The following is a 16,646-nucleotide window of genomic DNA, read 5'->3' on the forward strand; positions in this document are numbered from 1 at the left end:
GATTCAGGTCATGTCAGGCGCCGGGTTCATCCCTGGACGTCCGTGGTTTTTTCGAGGTTTCCGGCCAGATGACAGCTCCTTTGCAGCGGCCGTTGCACACCCGGTTCACGGTAAGAAGGCGGTAGAGGATCGATTGTTGCATAGGGCTCTCGGCCCGGTTGGTTTAAGGCATTTTTCGGGTACGGAGAGGTCAGTTTGAGTCATGTCAGCTTAGGCATCCGGCATTTGCAGGATGAGCAAGTGTTATTGCGTCAAGGAGGCCTGTACTGGGTCTCCGTCGACCTGAACAGCGATGCCCAGACGCTTGCGCTTCAGTTCCTGAGCGCCTTGCCGCAAGCCCAGCCAACCACACTGGTGTGCGGCGGATGCGATCCCCGGGCCCTGCTGGAAAACCTCGACGGCGAGTCTGGCCCGGAGCGTCTGCGGCTCTTCGAAGTAGCCGACGATGATCTCGGGATGGCCCTGAAATCCTTGGCGTCCGAGTTGCATCGCGGCGTCAGGACCCCAGGCAGTCAAATCCTCCTGCTATTACCGGCCCTGGCCTGGCGGCGCTTTGACGCCCGGCATCTGCAGCAATGGTGTGAAGAAGTACGCCAGTGGTTGCGCCAGCGTCGCTGTACCCTGGTGGTCCTGTGCCACGGCCAGGAACCGGCGCTGCATGCCGAACTGGTGGGCCTCAACGAAGAGTTGTCGGGGTTGGCGCAGTTGTATCGGCGTGATGGCAGCATCCGCTATCAGCAGCACTTCTGGCACAACGAGCTGGGCGTGTGCACCGCCCGAGAGTTCGAACTGGAGCAGGCCGACGGCGTTCTTGGCCTGAGCCAGGCGCAACGTGGCAGCCCGCAAGCCATCCGCACCGATGACCAGCGCGTCTACCTGACCCAGCGCAGCGTACTCGAAGGCGCACCGCCGCTGTCCCAGCAATGGCGACTGTTCGAGGGGCGCGACGAGCTGCTGCTGCACGCCCTCAAGGCGCGAGCCGCTAGCGTGATCGTGGCCATCGAAGGCAACGACCAGGTCGAAGACCTTGCCCGTCAGTTGCACAAATTGCGCAATCAGTGCGGAACGGCACTGAAAATCATCGTTCGCGAAATGGAGCCCTGCCTGCGCTACCGCGACGAGCGTCTACTGCTGGCCTGCGGCGCCAATCTGATCGTACCGCTGAAGGCCTCGCTGGCGCACTTTCTAAGCCTGACCGATAGCGTGCAGGGGCAACTCTGGCATTACCGCAGCGACATTGATTTCCAGACTCTGTACGACCGCATGCGCCCCCCTCATGTTCGCGGGCTGCTGACGCCGAGCACGTTCATCGCAACCCTGGACCAGGTGTACCGCGGCGCCTCGGGCGAGATCAGCCACCAGTTGCTGAAACTGCAGTCACGTGGCGGACTCGAGATCGAGCAATACCTGAGTCAGATCAGCCTGCGCCGCTATGGCGACATCGCTTGTGTGCTGGACGGCACCTTCTATCTGTTTCTGTTCGCCTGCCGCGCCGATGGCCTGGAGCCGGCCCTGGGCAATATATGCCGCCTGCCATGGGCCGATATTTTCAGCGCCTGCGAGTCGTTGCCGTCGGTGGATCACTTGCCGCGCAAGGCCTTTATCGAGGCGACCGAATTACCCGAGACCTTCCGGCTGGCGGATGAGCGGGTCATCGACAATCTGTCGCAGTCCGTCGGTTTGACCGGCTTTACGCCACACCGCATCACCCTTTCGCTCACGGAACCTTGCGCATGATGTATTCCGAGTTGCTGCAGGTGATTGCCGCCAGCAGCCTGCTGACGCTGGCGCTGGCGATGCTGCTGAGCCGTTTCAGTCAGCGTATCAGGCACGGGCTTGAGCGTTACTTGCGCCCGCGTTACCTGAAATCCCGTGGCGTACGTCGGCGTACGCCCCCGCAACCTACCCAGAGTAAGCCCCATGAGCCGTCCTGAAATCCCCGTCATCGCGCAACCTGCGTGGATCTGGCCGGGTCTGGGCCTGTGGAACCTGTACTTTCTGATCAAGTTGCTGTTGTTCTGGGGCGGTTACCTCAATCTGCAGATCCTGCCCAATCTGGTGTTCGCTGCCGTCTTGCTGGTGCCGTTGCGCAATCGCTATGCGAGCCTTCTGCGTTGGCTGATCGCCGTGCCGCTGGGGGTGGCGCTGTTCTATCAGGACTCCTGGCTGCCGCCGTTCAGCCGCCTGCTGGACCAACCCGGCGTACTGAACTTCACCGGTGCATACCTACTGGAGCTGGCCGGTCGCTTCATCGACTGGAACCTTTGCGGGCTGCTGCTGATCGTGGTGGTGGCCTACCTGTTCGTCAGCCAGTGGCTGCGCCTGACCACCCTGACCCTGGGCTGGCTGGCGTTGCTGGGCAGCGCCAACCTGCTGGCGTTGCAAGCGCCCGCGCAACAGGCTGCGAACCCCGGCACGGCTTCTGCCAGCGCCGTGGTCAGCAACGCCGAGCCCGACAGCGCGACGCTGGACGACTACCTGCAGAAGTTCTATGAAACCGAGGCCGGCCGGCGCGTCGAGTTCAAACCCTCGACCTCGGCAGCCCAGCCGTTCGATCTGCTGTTGATCAACATCTGCTCCATGGCCTGGGACGACCTGGACGCCGTGGGCCTGCGGGACAACCCGCTGTTGCAGCAGATGGATGTGGTGTTCGACAACTTCAACTCGGCCACCGCCTACAGCGGCCCGGCGGCGATACGCCTATTGCGCGCAAGCTGTGGCCAGCAACCGCACAACAAGCTCTACGGCGTGGCGCCGGAGCAATGCCTGCTGATGGACGATCTGCGCAAGCTCGGGTTTGCCAGCGAAGTGATGCTCAACCACACCGGTCAGTTCGAAGGTTTCCTCGATGAAGTCCGCAGCCAGGGGGCTCTGCCCAATCCGGCGGTGAACGCCTCAAACCTGTCGCGGGCGCTGGTGGGCTTCGACGGCTCGCCGATCTGGCGCGACCGGGAAGTCCTGGACAAGTGGTGGCAGCACCGCGAGAACAACCAGGATTCACGCGTGGCGCTGTTCTACAACACCACCACGCTGCACGACGGCAACCGAGCGCTGACCGCCGACGGCGGCACCAAGAGCGCCGAGTACAAGCCTCGCGCCCAGGCCCTGATCGACGACCTGACGGCCTTTATCAAGGAACTCGAGCGCAGCGGTCGGCGCGTGGCCGTGGTGATAGTGCCCGAGCACGGCGCGGCGCTGCATGGCGACCGCATGCAGATCTCCGGCATGCGCGAGATTCCGAGCGCCTCGATCACTCACGTGCCAGTGGGCATCAAGCTGATCGGCATGGGTTCCGCGGCGAATTCAGCGCCGCTGCATGTCAGCGCACCCAGCAGTTACCTGGCCTTGTCCGAAATCATCGCCCGCTTGTATGCCGCCGCTCCCCAGGCCGAGGGCCGGGGGCTGGACTGGCAGGCGCTGTTGAGCGATCTGCCGCAGACCCCTGCGGTGTCCGAGAACTCCGGCACCGTGGTGCTCGACTACGCCGGCAAGCCCTATGTCCGGATCAAGGAGAAAGGTGCATGGCTACCTTACCCTCAGCGCTTCAAATGAGTGCCTTGGCGCATGCCCGTAACGGGCGCGCCGATGACATCGCCCGACTGAAGCTTGAGCTGAAGCTGCCGGACCTCGAGTACGTGGACATTTCCGCCGAACTGGAACTGCGCCGCGCCTTGCAGCGCTGGCCGCTATTGGCCGAGCTCGAAGAGGCACTGCCGCTGGAAACACAACTGAAGGCCCCACAGGAGGTGAGGACGTGAGATCGCTGAGTCTGCGCGGGTTGCGTGGAGGCGTCGGCAGCAGTTCCCTGCTGGCGGGGATAGGCTACGCCCTGCACAGCCTGGGCGAGCGGGTGCTGATGGTCGACATGTGCCCGGAAAACCTGCTGCGCCTGTACTTCAACCTGGCGACCGTGGAAAGTTGCGGCTGGGCCCGCGGCATGCTCAATGGCGAGAATTGGTACAACCAGGCCTGGAGCCTGGCGCCAAATTTGAGTTTGCTGCCCTATGGCCGCCTCGACCGTGAAGAACAACTTGAAATGGAACGCCGCCTGGCGAAGGACCACACCCTGTGGGCCAGACGTCAGGCCAGCCTGGCCGAGCACTACGACTGGGTCCTGTTCGATGTGCCGCAGCGCCTGGTCGGGCACGGCAACACCGGCCCCTGTCATTTCCCTATCCAGGTCGCCGAAGCAGACGCGGCCTGCCATGTGCTGCTGCAACAGCAAGAGACGGTGAGCGGTCCGCTGCTGGTCAATCGTTTCGATCCCGGTAGCCAGTTGCAGCGCGATCTGATGCTGATCTGGCGCAAGAACCACGCCGATCGGTTGCTGTCCCTGACCGTGCACAACGATGAGGCGATGCGCGAGTCGCTCGCGTTCAAGACCCCGGTCGGGCTGTATGCGCCGGGCAGTCTGGCGGCCCAGGACGTGCTGAGCCTGGCGACCTGGTGCCTGGCCCGTCGCCTGGAGGTGGCATGATTGCCCGCTGGTTTCCCTACACCTACCTGCGTCGCGAGTACGATACCCCCCCTCTGACCGGGCTTTGGCTGGCCTCGCTCAATGCTCTGGCCTGGCTGTTCCTGCGCCTGGAGGCGCCGGGCTGGCAGCAGTTGCGCGAGCAGCGCCAGCGCTGGTATCCGCAGTTGGCGAACAAGCCGCCGAGCCTGGGTGATCCGCTGCGTTTGCTGGTGCAAAGCATCTGGTTGCTGCTGGTGCAGCCGCTGCGGCCACGCCGCCCGCTGAGCTGGCGGCGCTGGACGCGCCCCGCGCGACTGCGGCAACGCCTGCTCGGCGTGCGCTTGGGCCACTTGCTTGAAGCCTTGCCGCGCCATGTCCAGCAAAGCCGGCGAGTGCGGCAGAGCCAGATCTGGTGGAAAGGCCTTGAGCCTCGCCGTCAGCGCTGGCTGAACATCGGTGTGGGCGTGGTAGCGGTGGTGCTGATGCTGATGTGCATCACCGAACCCTTCGGCTACATCGCCCAACTGGTGTTCGTGATTCTGCTCTGGGCGCTGGCCATGCTGGTGCGGCGCATCCCGGGGCGCGTCCCGACGCTGTTGATGATCGTCCTGTCGACCATCGTGTCCTGCCGCTACCTGTGGTGGCGCTATACCTCGACCCTGAACTGGAACAACCCGCTGGACCTGACCGTCGGCCTGTTGCTGCTGGCGGCCGAAACCTATGCCTGGGTGGTGTTGATCCTGGGCTATATCCAGACCTGCTGGCCGCTGGGGCGCCAGCCGGCGCAGATGCCTCGCGATACCCGGCTGTGGCCCACCGTCGATCTGCTGATACCGACCTACAACGAGGACCTCTCGGTGGTCCGCGGTACGGTCTACGCCGCCCTGGGCATCGACTGGCCGCAGGACAAGCTACGCATCTACATTCTCGATGACGGCAAGCGCGAGAACTTCCGCCAGTTCGCTGCCGAAGTCGGCGTCGGCTACATCACTCGCACCGATAACCGGCATGCCAAGGCCGGCAACCTCAACCATGCGTTGGGCCGTATCGATGGCGAGCTGGTGGCGATTTTCGACTGCGACCACATCCCTGTGCGCTCCTTCTTGCAGCTCACTGTGGGCTGGTTCCTGCGCGATCCGAAGCTGGCCCTGGTGCAGACCCCGCACCACTTCCTGTCTCCCGACCCGTTTGAGCGCAACCTGAACATGTTCCGTCGCCGGCCCAACGAGGGCGAGCTGTTCTACGGCCTGGTGCAGGACGGCAACGATATGTGGAACGCGGCGTTCTTCTGCGGTTCCTGTGCGGTATTGCGCCGCGCCGCGCTGGAGGACATCGGCGGCTTCGCGGTCGAAACCGTGACAGAGGACGCCCATACCGCGCTGCGCCTGCACCGGCGCGGCTGGAACTCGTCCTACGTGCGCATTCCCCAGGCTGCCGGGCTGGCGACCGAAAGCCTGTCGGCGCATATCGGCCAGCGGATTCGCTGGGCCCGCGGCATGGCGCAGATTTTCCGCACCGACAACCCCTTGCTGGGCAAGGGCCTGACGATCTTCCAGCGAATCTGTTATGCCAACGCGATGCTGCACTTCCTGGCCGGGCTGCCACGGTTGTTGTTTCTCACCGCGCCGCTGGCCTTCCTGTTTCTGCACGCCTACATCATCTACGCCCCGGCGTTGATGATCCTGTTGTACGTGCTGCCGCACATGATCCATGCCAGCCTGACCAACTCGCGGATGCAGGGCAATTATCGCCAGACGTTCTGGGGTGAGGTCTACGAAACGGTACTGGCCTGGTACATCGCCCGACCCACCACCGTGGCGCTGTTCAACCCCAAGAAAGGCAAGTTCAACGTCACCGCCAAAGGCGGCCTGATGGAGCACAACCAGTTCGACTGGAAGATCGCCCAGCCCTATCTGGTGCTCTCGGCCCTGAACCTGGCGGGCCTGGGATTCGCCTTCTGGCGCTTGCTCACTGGCCCGGCGACCGAGATCGGCACGGTGCTGGTCAGCACTCTCTGGGTGATCTACAACCTGCTGATCACCGGTGCGGCGGTGGCGATTGCCGCTGAAGTGCGACAGGTGCGCCAGACCCACAGGGTGCAGTCCAAGCTGCCAGCGGCCGTGCGTCTGGATAACGGTCGCTTCTACTCCGGCATGCTGGTGGACTACTCCGACGGCGGCGCCGGGTTCCAGGTGGATGTGCCGCTGTCGCTGCCGGTGGGCGGTCGCGTTTCTCTGCTGATGCAGCGTGGGCAGCGCGAGTTCCTGTTTCCCGGCGAGGTCTGCCGTAGCCACAAGAACTTCGTGGGCATCAGCTTCACCAGGCTCACGGAGCAACAAAAGATCGATTTCGTGCAGTGCACCTTCGCCCGGGCCGACGCCTGGATTAACTGGGGCGAAGACTTCGCCCAGGACCGGCCGCTGCACAGCTTCCTGGACATTCTCAAGCTGGGCGCCAAGGGTTACTACCGGCTCTACGAATACCTGCCGGCCTGGACCCAAGTGGTGATCGGTCCGTTCCTGCGCCTGCTGGCCTGGCTGGGCAGTTACCTGCCGCGTATGCCCCTGGCGTCTTCCCCCTCCTCTTCTTCTATAACGGTGAACGCATCATGAGCCGCTATTTCAGCAAATCTCTATTTGCCAGCCTGGCGCTCCTGGCCGTTGCCTGCGCACAGGCCGCCCCGGCGCCTGTCACTCCCCCTCTGGCGCAGGAGCAGAAAGCCCCGAGCTGGGCCACCGCGCGCACCTTCGAACAGCTGGGGCGTTCGGCCGACAGCCTGTTGCTGGGGATCCACAACAGCGATCAAATCGAGTTCACCCTGCGGCGCGACCGTATCGCCAGCGATGCCAGGCTTAAGCTGGAATACACCCCGTCTCCGGCGCTGCTGCCGACGCTCTCGCATATGCGGGTCTACCTCAATGACACCCTGATGAGCGTGGTGCCCATCGAGAAAGAACAACTGGGGCGCAAGACCACGCAGCAGATCGCCCTGGATCCCCGGCTGGTCACCGATTTCAACCGCGTGCGTCTGGAATTCATTGGCCATTACACCGACATGTGCGAAGACCCGGCCAACAGCGCCTTGTGGGTCAACGTCAGCCGCGCCAGCCAGGTTTCCCTGCAGGAACAGGCACTGGCGACCAGGAACGATCTGGCGTACTTCCCGAGGCCATTCTTCGACGCACTGGGCGATGGCAAGCCGGTCATCAACCTGCTGTTTGCCGCCTCCCCGACCATAGGCGAACAGCGCGCCGCCGGCATCCTGGCCTCTTACTTCGGCAGCCTGGCGGGTTGGCGCGGCGCTCAGTTCCCGGTGCTGTTCGATCAGCTGCCGGCGAGCCAGGACCAGGACAACCTCAATCCTTCGGTGGTGTTCGCCACCAACGATCATCGGCCACAGTTCCTCGCGGACCTGGAGAAGTTCCCGCTGGTGCAAGCGCCGGTGGTGCAGCTGATCGACAACCCCAACGACCGCTACAGCAAAGTGCTGCTGGTGATGGGGCGCAATGACGCCGACCTGGCGGTGGCCGCCCGAGCCCTGGCCCTGGGCGGCGACCTGTTCCGCAGCTCGCGGGTGACGGTGGAAAACGTCCAGCAGTTGCAGCCGCGCAAACCCTACGACGCCCCCAACTGGATGCGTACCGATCGCCCGGTGCGCTTCGCCGAACTGCTCAAGTACCCTGAGCAGTTGCAAGTCAGCGGCCTTCTGCCGCGGCCGATCATCCTCGACATCAACCTGCCGCCCGACCTGTTCGTCTGGCGTAACCAGGGCATCCCGCTGCAGACCAAGTACCGCTACACGCCGCCGTCGACCAACGACGAGTCGCGCCTGAACATCAGCCTCAACAACCAGTTCATCACCAGCCTGCCGCTGCTGCGTAACACCAACAGCCGTCTGGAAGAACTGCGCCTGGCGGTGCTGTCCAACGAGTCGGCGAACACCAGCGACCACCTCTTGGTACCGGCGCTGAAAATCGGCGATCGCAACAGCATCCGCTTCGACTTCAGTTTCGCCAGCACCTTCGGTAGCTCCCAGCGCGACCGTTGCCAGACCTCCCTGCCGGTGGACACCCGGGCTCTGATCGACGATGAGTCGACCATCGACCTGTCGGGCTATCACCATTACATCGCCATGCCGGACCTGCGCGCTTTCGCCCGCAGCGGCTTCCCGTTCAGCCGCATGGCCGACCTGTCGGAGACCCTGGTGGTGGTGCCGGCCAATCCGACCGCCACCCAGCTCAGCACCTTGTTCGAGGCGGTTGCCAAGATCTCCTCGCAAACCGGCTTCCCGGCGCTGGCGCTGAACCTGAGCGACAACTGGGATGACGCCAGGAAAGCCGACGTCGACCTGCTGGTGCTGGGCGCCCTGCCCGCGGACCTGCGCAATCAGCCGGACCTCAACCTGTGGCTCGACCACACCCTCGACTCCCTGATACAGGCATCGAATGCCGCCGCCGGTCAGGCTTCGGCCCGGGCCGGGCAGATCAACGATGAGCGCAACCTGGGAGCCAACCGGGTCGAAGTGTCGGCCAAGGCCCCGATGGCGGCGATCGTCGGTATGCAGTCGCCCTTCCATAGCCAGCGCAGCATTGTCGCGCTGCTGGCCACCAATACCCCCGACTACCAGATGCTGCGCGAAACCCTCAGCGATAACGGGAAAATCGACGCCGTGTCCGGTTCCGTGGCCATGATCCGGAGCAGCGGCGTGAACAGCCAGCTGGTCGGCGAGCAGTACTTTGTCGGCTACTTGCCATGGTGGCTGATGCTCTGGTTCCAGCTCTCGGAACATCCGGTACTGCTGGCTGGCATGGCGGTCCTGAGTGTACTGCTGGCCGCCTTCCTGCTGTGGCGCGCCTTGCGCTGGGCCGCGCGTCGTCGACTGGCGAACGAGGAGTAAGGGATGAAAGCCGCCATCGCATGGGCGTTGGCCCTGAGCCTGCCGGGTCTGGCGGCTGCCGCCGAGTGCACCTGGCCGGCCTGGGAGAGCTACAAGAAGGCGATGGTGAGCCCCGATGGACGGGTGATCGATCACTCGATGCAGCAGATCACCACCTCGGAAGGCCAGAGCTACGGAATGTTCTTTGCCTTGCTGGGCAACGACCGTGACAGCTTCGCCAAGCTGCTGAAATGGACCCGGGACAACCTCGCCGGCGGCGACCTGAACCGCCAACTGCCCGCCTGGCAGTGGGGCCTGAGCAAGGAGGGTCGCTGGCAGGTGCTGGATCCGAACAACGCCAGCGATGCCGACTTGTGGATGGCCTACAGCCTGCTGGAGGCCGGCCGCCTCTGGAAGCGGCCGGATTATGAAACCCTTGGCCGCAACATGCTCTGGCGCAGCGCCGCGCAAACCCTGCGCCCGCTGCCCGGGCTGGGCCTGATGCTGTTGCCGGGGGATGCCGGCTTCGAATCCGCCGACGGCTGGCGGCTCAACCCCAGCTACCTGCCGCCACAACTGCTGGCGCGTTTTGCCCTGGTCGCACCCGTGTGGCACGACGTGGCGAACAGTACCCGGCGCCTGCTGCTGGAAAGCTCGCCCAAGGGCCAGCCCGCCGACTGGGTGGTCTGGAAAACCGGGCAAGGCTGGGCAGCGGACGCCAAGGGCGCGCTCGGCAGCTATGACGCGATCCGCGTCTACCTCTGGCTGGGCATGCTCGATCCTCAAGTCCCGGGCAGGGCCGAGTTGCTCGCGCAGGTGCAACCCATGGTGGCGCTGACGGCGCGGCTCGGCCATCCGCCGGAGCGTGTGGATGTCGCCCAGGGCACTGCAGAGGGCGTCGGCCCGGTTGGCTTCTCGGCGGCGCTGTTGCCGCTGCTGGCCAGCACAGCCGAAGGCGGTGCGGCGTTGGCGGCCCAACGCGAACGCCTACGCCAGAACCCGCCCCCGGCGGACGCCTATTACAACCAATCACTGCTGATGTTCGGCCAAGGCTGGGACCAACAGCGTTATCGTTTCGACAAGGACGGCCGGCTGCTGCCGGCGTGGACTTCATCATGCAAGTAGTGCTCATGCGCAAAGTCGTGTCGCAATGGACGTTGGTGTTGAGCTGCTTGTCGGGCACCGCGCTGGCTCAGCCGGTTACACCCCAGGAACAGCAACAGTGGCTGCTCGAACAGGTACGCCTGGGCGAAGCGATGTATCGCGAGGACCTGGTGCGCGACTCGCTGGCGCGCCTGGAGTCGATTGCTCCGCAACATCCGCAGGTCTTGGTCGGCGGGATTCGCCAGGCCCTGCTGCAACATAACCAGCCGCTGGTCGAGCAACGCCTGGAGCAATTGCGCCGCCAGGCCCCGGGTTCGCCGGCACTGCGCCAGGCCCAGGCCCTGATCAAGCTGCAGAGCAAGGACGGTCAGCATCTGTTGCAACAAGCCCGGCTGCTGACAGCTGCCGGACGGGCCGAAGAAGCAGTGGCACAGTACCAGGAGCTGTTCGGCAGCGAGCCGCCGGACTTCTCCAGCGCACTGGAATACTGGGGCGTGCGCAGTGGCATCAGCGGCCAGCGCCCCGCGGTGATCCAGCAGTTGCAGAGCCTCGACAGCCAGTACCCGGGTAACGCGGGGCTGCGCCAGATGCTCGCCGGCCTGCTGTTCGCCGAACAGCGCGATGCCGAAGCCCTGGCGATTCTGCACCAGCTGGCTGGCGATCCCCAGACCAGCAACCTCGCCTCCGAGCGCGAATACAACTACCTGAGCAAGCTGCCGGTCAGCGGCGAAACCGCTCGCGCCTGGGAAGACTTCCAGCGGTATTACCCCTATTCGACCTTCAAGAACCAGGCAAACAAGCAGCTGCAGCACCAGCGCCAGTTGCTCGGCGATCCGGCCTGGCAGGCCGGCGTCAAAGGCAAGGAGCTGCTGGAGGCCAACGACAATGTCGGCGCCGAAAAGCTCCTGCGCCGCGCTTCGCGCAGCTACCCGGACGATGCCAGCCTGATCGGCTTCCTGGGCACCGCATTGATGCACCAGAACAAGCATGACCAGGCCTATGCGGCGTTCACCGAGGCCTTGGGCAAGGAACAGGACACTTCCTGGATCAGCAAGTGGAAAGACCTGCAACTGGCCAACCGCAACTGGATGTTGCTGCAACAGGGCGACGAAGCCCTGGAGCGCAAGGACCTGGCAGCGGCCCGCAAGGCCTATCAACAGGCGCGCCAGGTCAAACCCGACGAAGCCGACTGGCTGGTGGGCCTGGCCAATATCGCCCTGGCCGAAGGCGAAGACATTCAGGCCGAGGCCCTGCTGTTGCAGGCGCGCAAGCTGCAGCCCGACAACGGCAAGGCGGTGCGCGCCCTGGTGCGTCTGTACCAGGCGCAAGCGCCGGAAAAAGCCCAGGCCTACCTCGACACCTTGCCGGCGGCCACCCAGCGCGAATTTGCGGCCTTGCGCCGGAGCCTGGAGCTCGACCGTCTTAACCTCCAGGCCGATGCCGCGACCCGGCGCGCCGACTGGCCGACGGTTTCGCGGGTGCTGCTCAAGGCCCGGCCACTGGCGCCGGACGATCCCTGGCTGACCTATCGCCTGGCCAATGCCCAGCACGCACAGGGGCAAAACAGCGCGGCCGAAGACAGCTTCCGCCAGTTGATCCAGCGCCAGGGCAGCAATGCCCCGGCCCGTTACGCCCACGGTTTGTACCTGGCCTCGATCGGGCGCGACAGCGAGACTCTCGCCACCCTGGCCGCCATTCCCGCGGCGCAGTGGGACGACAATATGCGCGACCTGTCCAGCCGAGTCGAACGCCGCCAACTGTTGGCCCGGGCCCGGGCCCTGCGTGATGCCGGTCACGAGCCGCAGGCGATCGCCCTGCTGCTGCGCGCGCCGAGCACCGACGATCTGGCGACCCTGGCGGACTGGGCCTACCAGCGCGGCGATCAGCTGCAAGCCGAGACCTACTATCGGCAAGTCCTGCAGCGCGAGCCGAGCAACGCCGAGGCGCAGCTGGGCCTGATCGAAACCCTGATTGCCCGCGGCCAGCCTGCGCCGGCGCAGCGCGCCCTGGAAGAACTGGCGGTGCCAGCGAATGCGCCGGCGGCCTACCAGCGACGCCTGGCCAATGCCTGGACCGGGGTGAACCAGCCGGACAAGGCGCGCGCGCTGTACGCCCGCCTGCTCGAGACGCCACAGAGCGATCCGCTGCTGTATCGAGACGCGGCGCGGCTGATGTCCCGCCAGCAGCCCCAGCAGGCGCTGGACAACTATGCCCGCAGCATGGCCGCCGCCGGCTTGATCGATCCCGCACAGGCCACCCCACGCGACGATCGCGCCATGACCCTGGCCAGCCGGGCGAAGGACGCCGACGAGTGGCTGCCGCGCAGCCTGCGCAGTGACGTGGACACCCTGTACCAGGCGCAGAACCCGACGGTGCACCTCTACCATGACTTCGCCTGGCGTACGGACAACTCGTCGTCGGGGATTTCCGACCTGACCACACAGACCACCATCCTGCGCCTGGATGCGCCGATTGCCGAAGGCCTGGGTTTTCTACAGGCAGAACAGGTCGAGCTGGATGTCGGCAGTTTCGCCACCGAGGCGAACGGCCTGCACCGCCAGCAGTTCGGTACCTGCGCACTGGTCACCAGCGGTTGCCCGGATACCTCCGAAAGCACCAGCGGCACAGGCCTGGCGATGGGCTGGAAAAATGAGCGCTGGGCGCTGGATCTGGGGCACTCGCCAGAAGGCTTCAAGGTGCCGAACTGGCTCGGCGGGGTCACCTACAGCAGTGACTGGCGGTCCCTCGGCTGGTCCCTTACGGCCTCGCGACGGCCGCTGAGCAACTCTCTGGTGTCCTATGCCGGCGCGGTTGACCCGATCACCGGAATTACCTGGGGGGGCGTCACCGCCAATGGCGTCACCCTGGGACTCAGTCATGACGAAGGGGGTGTCGACGGCGTCTGGGCCAGCCTCGGCGCCCACTGGTTGCGGGGCAAGAACGTCGCCGACAACCAGCGCCGGTCGGCCATGGCCGGCTATTACTACCGCCTGATCGACCGCGCCGACGAGCGTCTTCGCACCGGTCTGACCCTCATGTACTGGGGCTACGACAAGGACCTGAGCGAGTACAGCCTGGGCCAGGGCGGTTACTACAGCCCGCAGCAGTACTATTCCATCGGCGTACCGCTCAACTATGCCTGGCGAAATGCCGACTGGTCAGTGCTGCTGGAAAGCTCGGTGGGCTGGTCCTATGCCAAGACCCGCGATAGCGATCTTTACCCCGTTCACGGGGCGGACAAGTTGCGCGAGCTGATCGAGCAAGCCGGCGATGTATTCGCCGAGGATGCCAGCCAGGTCAACGCCGGCAGCAGTAGCAGCGGGGTCAACGTCCGCCTGCAAGGCCTGTTCGAACGCAGGCTATCGGATAACCTGGTCCTGGGCTCCGGCATCACCTGGCAGCACAGCGAGGGCTACGCGCCGAGCCGGGCCTTGCTCTACCTGCGTTACACCTTCGACCCGTGGCAAGGCAACCTGCCGTTGCCGGTCGAACCCATAGCGCCTTACGCCGACAGGCGCTGAGGGTCAGGCCGATGGGTGGCGAACCGATAACGGAAGGTCCGAGGCCGTTGCAGATTTTCGAGCCCCTGGTTCCTGGGTTCGAAAACGCCGCAGCGGCCCTTGCGGACATCGCTATGAGATTATCCAGCCCCAATAGTGCTCGTGCAGCCAAGCCCCTATGCAGGGGACAATCGCTGCATGATCGATGCGCTCAAGCAATTGGACAGTGACCGGGCGCGGGCGGTCGCTGCGCTCGATTTACCTGTCTCACCCGAGCGATTGAAAGAAATGCATAAGCTGGGCGTGCGCGGGCTGCGCATCAATTTGGAGGTCTGCCTGAAGAAGTCGCAGTGCATCTCAAAGAGCTTGCCGGGCTCATTGCACCATTGGACGTAGAGTTCGTCTCCCTGCGCCAATACAGGGTTGCCCGGATTGATTGCAACCCGCAGACAACCGTTTGGTGCTGACTCGCCCCGTACAGAGAAAATATCCTGTCCCATTGCTACTCACTCCTTCCGGATTCGGAAGACTCTACTGAGTGCGATGTATTGCGCTTGGCCACCAGCCTTCCTGCAATCAGAACCAGGACCGCGCCCGTCAACCCGGCTGCGTAATACAGCGCGGAAGATGACGAGGGTAAGCCGATATCGGTGATGGCCATGGTACCGGCAATCCATCCCACTAATGCGGCGCCAAGCTTGATGACTATCGGGAATCGATCCATGAAATGCAGGACAAGCTTGCTGCCCCAGATGATGATTGGAATGCTGATCACGATCCCAAAGATGACAAGCTCAAGCTTCCCACCCGAAGCTCCCGCCACCGCCACCACGTTATCCAGACTCATGACGGCATCCGCCACAACGATTGTCTTTATGGCGCCGAGCAGCTGCGCACTGGCCGTAAATTTACTGTGAGCATCTTGCTCTTCGGGAACCAGGAGCTTGATACCAATCCATACCAGCAGTGCTGCTCCAACCAGTTTGAGATAAGGCAGCTCAAGCAGTTGCAGTGCAAAGAAGATCATTGCCATGCGCAGCAAAATCGCACCCAAGGCACCGCCAATGATGGCCCGATTGCGCTGCGCTTCAGGTAGCTTTCGACAAGCCAAAGCGATGACAACCGCATTGTCGCCGCCCAAAAGGATGTCGATTGCGATGATCTGAGCGATGGCAAGCCATATGCCTGGCGAGTTAAGAAGTTCTAACAAAATGGAGGCTCCCGAGATAATGTTAGCTGATGGTCTGGTGGTTTTGAAGATCATGCACACTGGACTGGCGGTCTTGATCGACTGCCCATTGGGAGTGAGTACACCCGACTGCTGATCCACATCGAACGCACGATGTTGTCGCTCTCCTCGTTAGCCACAAAGAGGCGTCTGCCATCGGGTGTGATGTTCATGAAGCGAGGTGTGCGGCCTTGTGTCGACGTATGTCCTACTGCTTTGAAGGAACCGCATTGCTCAAGGCTGAAGGTGGCGACCCTGTCGTGCCCCCGGTTGGACGCGTACAAATGCCTACCCGAGGGGGCCATCACAATAGCTGCTGCGCGGCTGTTACCAGTGAACTGCGCAGCGGCAAACGTGCAGCCGCGATCATGAGTTTGATCCAATCGGCACGGCTCAACGGGCATGATCCGTATGCTTATTTGAAGGACGTCCTCACGCGCCTGCCAACGCAGCGTGCGATTGCCGAACTGCTGCCGCATAGATGGCAACTGGCTTAATTATGTAAGGAATGATTAGTTCCTCTGTTTATCACGATATAGCAGCTATAAAACTTGTAATAAGCTATCCGTGATATTTCCCGAAAAAGTTGTCTCTACCGGTCCGATGAGAAAGACAGGTCCTACGCCATCCCATTGAACCGTTACGGTTCCGCCATCACATTCAACCTCAACGGAATTGTCTAACAAGCCACGACGAATTCCGCTAACAGCGGCGCCACAAGAGCAGGAACCTGAACCGAGCGGAATACCACCCCAGCGCTCCCAAATGCGCAACCGAATGTGCTTTCGGTTAATGATCTGGACGAAATGCACGTTCGTCCTGAGGGGAAATAGTGGGTTGGTTTCAATTGTCGGTCCGATTGTCGCTATATCAACGGCTGTTAGATCATCCACAAAATAGGTGCAGTGCGGATTTCCCATGCTGCACGCTGTTGGGCCACCAGCAAGTGGCAAAACAGCAGTATCCAGTTCCAGAGCCAGGGGAATATCCGACCAGCCGAAAAGCGGCTCCCCCATGTTGACAGAAATTGCGCCGGTTGAGGTTCGTTCGCAAGTTAGTAGACCACGGTTGGTTCGGAGCGCTACCGAAGTAATATTTGATTCGCGCATCAGCATATCCGCGGCACCCCGCGTTGCGCTGCCACAAGCATCCAGCGTGGAGCCATCGGCATTCCAAAACATCAAGCGCGCAACTGCATCATCGCAATCGAGCACCACCGCGAGTTGATTGAATCCGACTCCTCGGTTCCGATCACCCATTCGCCGAGCCATGGTACTTGTCATCGGATTGGCCGAGTTTCGCGAGTCTACAATAACGAAGTCATCGCCATTTGCGTGCATTTTATGAAAACTCAGCGACATAAATAGATCCTGGCGACGAGGCATGTGGTGAATTGACGTTTAAAGGCGATCTAGCCCCATTCGCATAACATTTGCAAGCCGTGTGAAAGCTCGAGAGGCCGATGTGTTTGGCAGACACTTA

Annotated in this window: 13 protein-coding genes and 1 pseudogene; 11 read left to right on the forward strand and 3 right to left on the reverse strand. The window is 63.1% G+C overall.

The features are described 5' to 3' along the window. Positions 1-195 precede the first annotated feature (195 nt). From bcsE to AC07UI_RS14555, 10 genes are all read left to right on the forward strand, one after another. A complete protein-coding gene (gene bcsE, locus AC07UI_RS14510; protein WP_494993142.1) occupies positions 196-1,737 on the forward strand; it encodes a cellulose biosynthesis protein BcsE in 1,542 nt (513 codons plus the stop codon). Then, entirely contained in the window at positions 1,734-1,934 is a 201-nt protein-coding gene (gene bcsF, locus AC07UI_RS14515; protein ID WP_494993143.1) for a cellulose biosynthesis protein BcsF, read from the forward strand. Before bcsE ends, bcsF begins: the two co-directional genes overlap by 4 nt. Beyond that, positions 1,921-3,552 (forward strand): cellulose biosynthesis protein BcsG, encoded by a 1,632-nt coding sequence (gene bcsG, locus AC07UI_RS14520; protein WP_494993144.1) that lies wholly within the window; start codon positions 1,921-1,923, stop codon positions 3,550-3,552. The genes bcsF and bcsG overlap by 14 nt, the downstream gene beginning before the upstream one ends. Further along, a complete protein-coding gene (gene bcsR / locus AC07UI_RS14525) occupies positions 3,522-3,758 on the forward strand; it encodes a cellulose biosynthesis protein BcsR (RefSeq protein WP_494993145.1) in 237 nt (78 codons plus the stop codon). The genes bcsG and bcsR overlap by 31 nt, the downstream gene beginning before the upstream one ends. Continuing rightward, positions 3,755-4,477, forward strand: coding sequence for a cellulose biosynthesis protein BcsQ (bcsQ, locus tag AC07UI_RS14530; protein WP_494993146.1), 723 nt, complete (start codon positions 3,755-3,757; stop codon positions 4,475-4,477). Before bcsR ends, bcsQ begins: the two co-directional genes overlap by 4 nt. Further along, complete coding sequence (gene bcsA, locus AC07UI_RS14535) at positions 4,474-7,068, forward strand: UDP-forming cellulose synthase catalytic subunit (protein ID WP_494993147.1); 2,595 nt, start codon at positions 4,474-4,476, stop codon at positions 7,066-7,068. Before bcsQ ends, bcsA begins: the two co-directional genes overlap by 4 nt. Further along, positions 7,065-9,353: a cellulose biosynthesis cyclic di-GMP-binding regulatory protein BcsB gene (gene bcsB / locus AC07UI_RS14540; RefSeq protein ID WP_494993148.1), complete on the forward strand. Its 2,289-nt coding sequence runs from the start codon at positions 7,065-7,067 to the stop codon at positions 9,351-9,353. Before bcsA ends, bcsB begins: the two co-directional genes overlap by 4 nt. Positions 9,354-9,356: 3 nt before the next feature. Next, positions 9,357-10,457 carry a cellulose synthase complex periplasmic endoglucanase BcsZ gene (gene bcsZ / locus AC07UI_RS14545; protein WP_494993149.1) on the forward strand — a complete coding sequence of 367 codons (1,101 nt, stop codon included), beginning with the start codon at positions 9,357-9,359 and terminating at the stop codon, positions 10,455-10,457. A 5-nt stretch (positions 10,458-10,462) separates the two neighbouring features. After that, positions 10,463-13,957 carry a cellulose synthase complex outer membrane protein BcsC gene (gene bcsC / locus AC07UI_RS14550; protein ID WP_494993360.1) on the forward strand — a complete coding sequence of 1,165 codons (3,495 nt, stop codon included), beginning with the start codon at positions 10,463-10,465 and terminating at the stop codon, positions 13,955-13,957. 177 nt (positions 13,958-14,134) lie between these two features. After that, positions 14,135-14,332, forward strand: coding sequence for a hypothetical protein (locus AC07UI_RS14555; RefSeq protein WP_494993150.1), 198 nt, complete (start codon positions 14,135-14,137; stop codon positions 14,330-14,332). Positions 14,333-14,438: 106 nt separating this feature from the next. On the opposite strand, the gene AC07UI_RS14560 is transcribed toward AC07UI_RS14555, so the two are convergent. Together AC07UI_RS14560 and AC07UI_RS14565 are read right to left on the reverse strand one after the other, a co-directional pair. Beyond that, positions 14,439-15,146 (reverse strand): TerC family protein, encoded by a 708-nt coding sequence (locus tag AC07UI_RS14560; RefSeq protein ID WP_494993361.1) that lies wholly within the window; start codon positions 15,144-15,146, stop codon positions 14,439-14,441. A 50-nt stretch (positions 15,147-15,196) separates the two neighbouring features. Further along, entirely contained in the window at positions 15,197-15,568 is a 372-nt protein-coding gene (locus AC07UI_RS14565) for a lactonase family protein (RefSeq protein ID WP_494993151.1), read from the reverse strand. Here AC07UI_RS14565 and AC07UI_RS14570 point away from each other — a divergent pair. Beyond that, positions 15,503-15,661, forward strand: a pseudogene (locus tag AC07UI_RS14570) (transposase domain-containing protein); the annotation flags it as partial. The gene AC07UI_RS14565 and the pseudogene AC07UI_RS14570 sit on opposite strands and share 66 nt — an antisense overlap. Before the next feature lie 45 nt (positions 15,662-15,706). Here the strand turns inward: AC07UI_RS14570 and dapF are convergent. After that, positions 15,707-16,525, reverse strand: a complete 819-nt coding sequence (gene dapF, locus AC07UI_RS14575; RefSeq protein ID WP_494993152.1) for a diaminopimelate epimerase — start codon at positions 16,523-16,525, stop codon at positions 15,707-15,709. Between the last annotated feature and the right edge of the window lie 121 nt (positions 16,526-16,646).

It is taken from the genome of Pseudomonas sp. GW821-FHT04C07 (assembly GCF_059420325.1).

Bases quoted from the DNA above. Each gene is read 5' to 3' on its own strand.
- AC07UI_RS14555 (WP_494993150.1), top strand. From the start codon at position 14,135: ATGATCGATGCGCTCAAGCAATTGGACAGTGACCGGGCGCGGGCGGTC.
- bcsC (WP_494993360.1), top strand. From the start codon at position 10,463: ATGCGCAAAGTCGTGTCGCAATGGACGTTGGTGTTGAGCTGCTTGTCG.
- AC07UI_RS14565 (WP_494993151.1), bottom strand. From the start codon at position 15,568: ATGCCCGTTGAGCCGTGCCGATTGGATCAAACTCATGATCGCGGCTGC.
- bcsB (WP_494993148.1), top strand. From the start codon at position 7,065: ATGAGCCGCTATTTCAGCAAATCTCTATTTGCCAGCCTGGCGCTCCTG.
- bcsZ (WP_494993149.1), top strand. From the start codon at position 9,357: ATGAAAGCCGCCATCGCATGGGCGTTGGCCCTGAGCCTGCCGGGTCTG.
- bcsG (WP_494993144.1), top strand. From the start codon at position 1,921: ATGAGCCGTCCTGAAATCCCCGTCATCGCGCAACCTGCGTGGATCTGG.
- bcsF (WP_494993143.1), top strand. From the start codon at position 1,734: ATGATGTATTCCGAGTTGCTGCAGGTGATTGCCGCCAGCAGCCTGCTG.
- dapF (WP_494993152.1), bottom strand. From the start codon at position 16,525: ATGTCGCTGAGTTTTCATAAAATGCACGCAAATGGCGATGACTTCGTT.
- bcsA (WP_494993147.1), top strand. From the start codon at position 4,474: ATGATTGCCCGCTGGTTTCCCTACACCTACCTGCGTCGCGAGTACGAT.
- bcsR (WP_494993145.1), top strand. From the start codon at position 3,522: ATGGCTACCTTACCCTCAGCGCTTCAAATGAGTGCCTTGGCGCATGCC.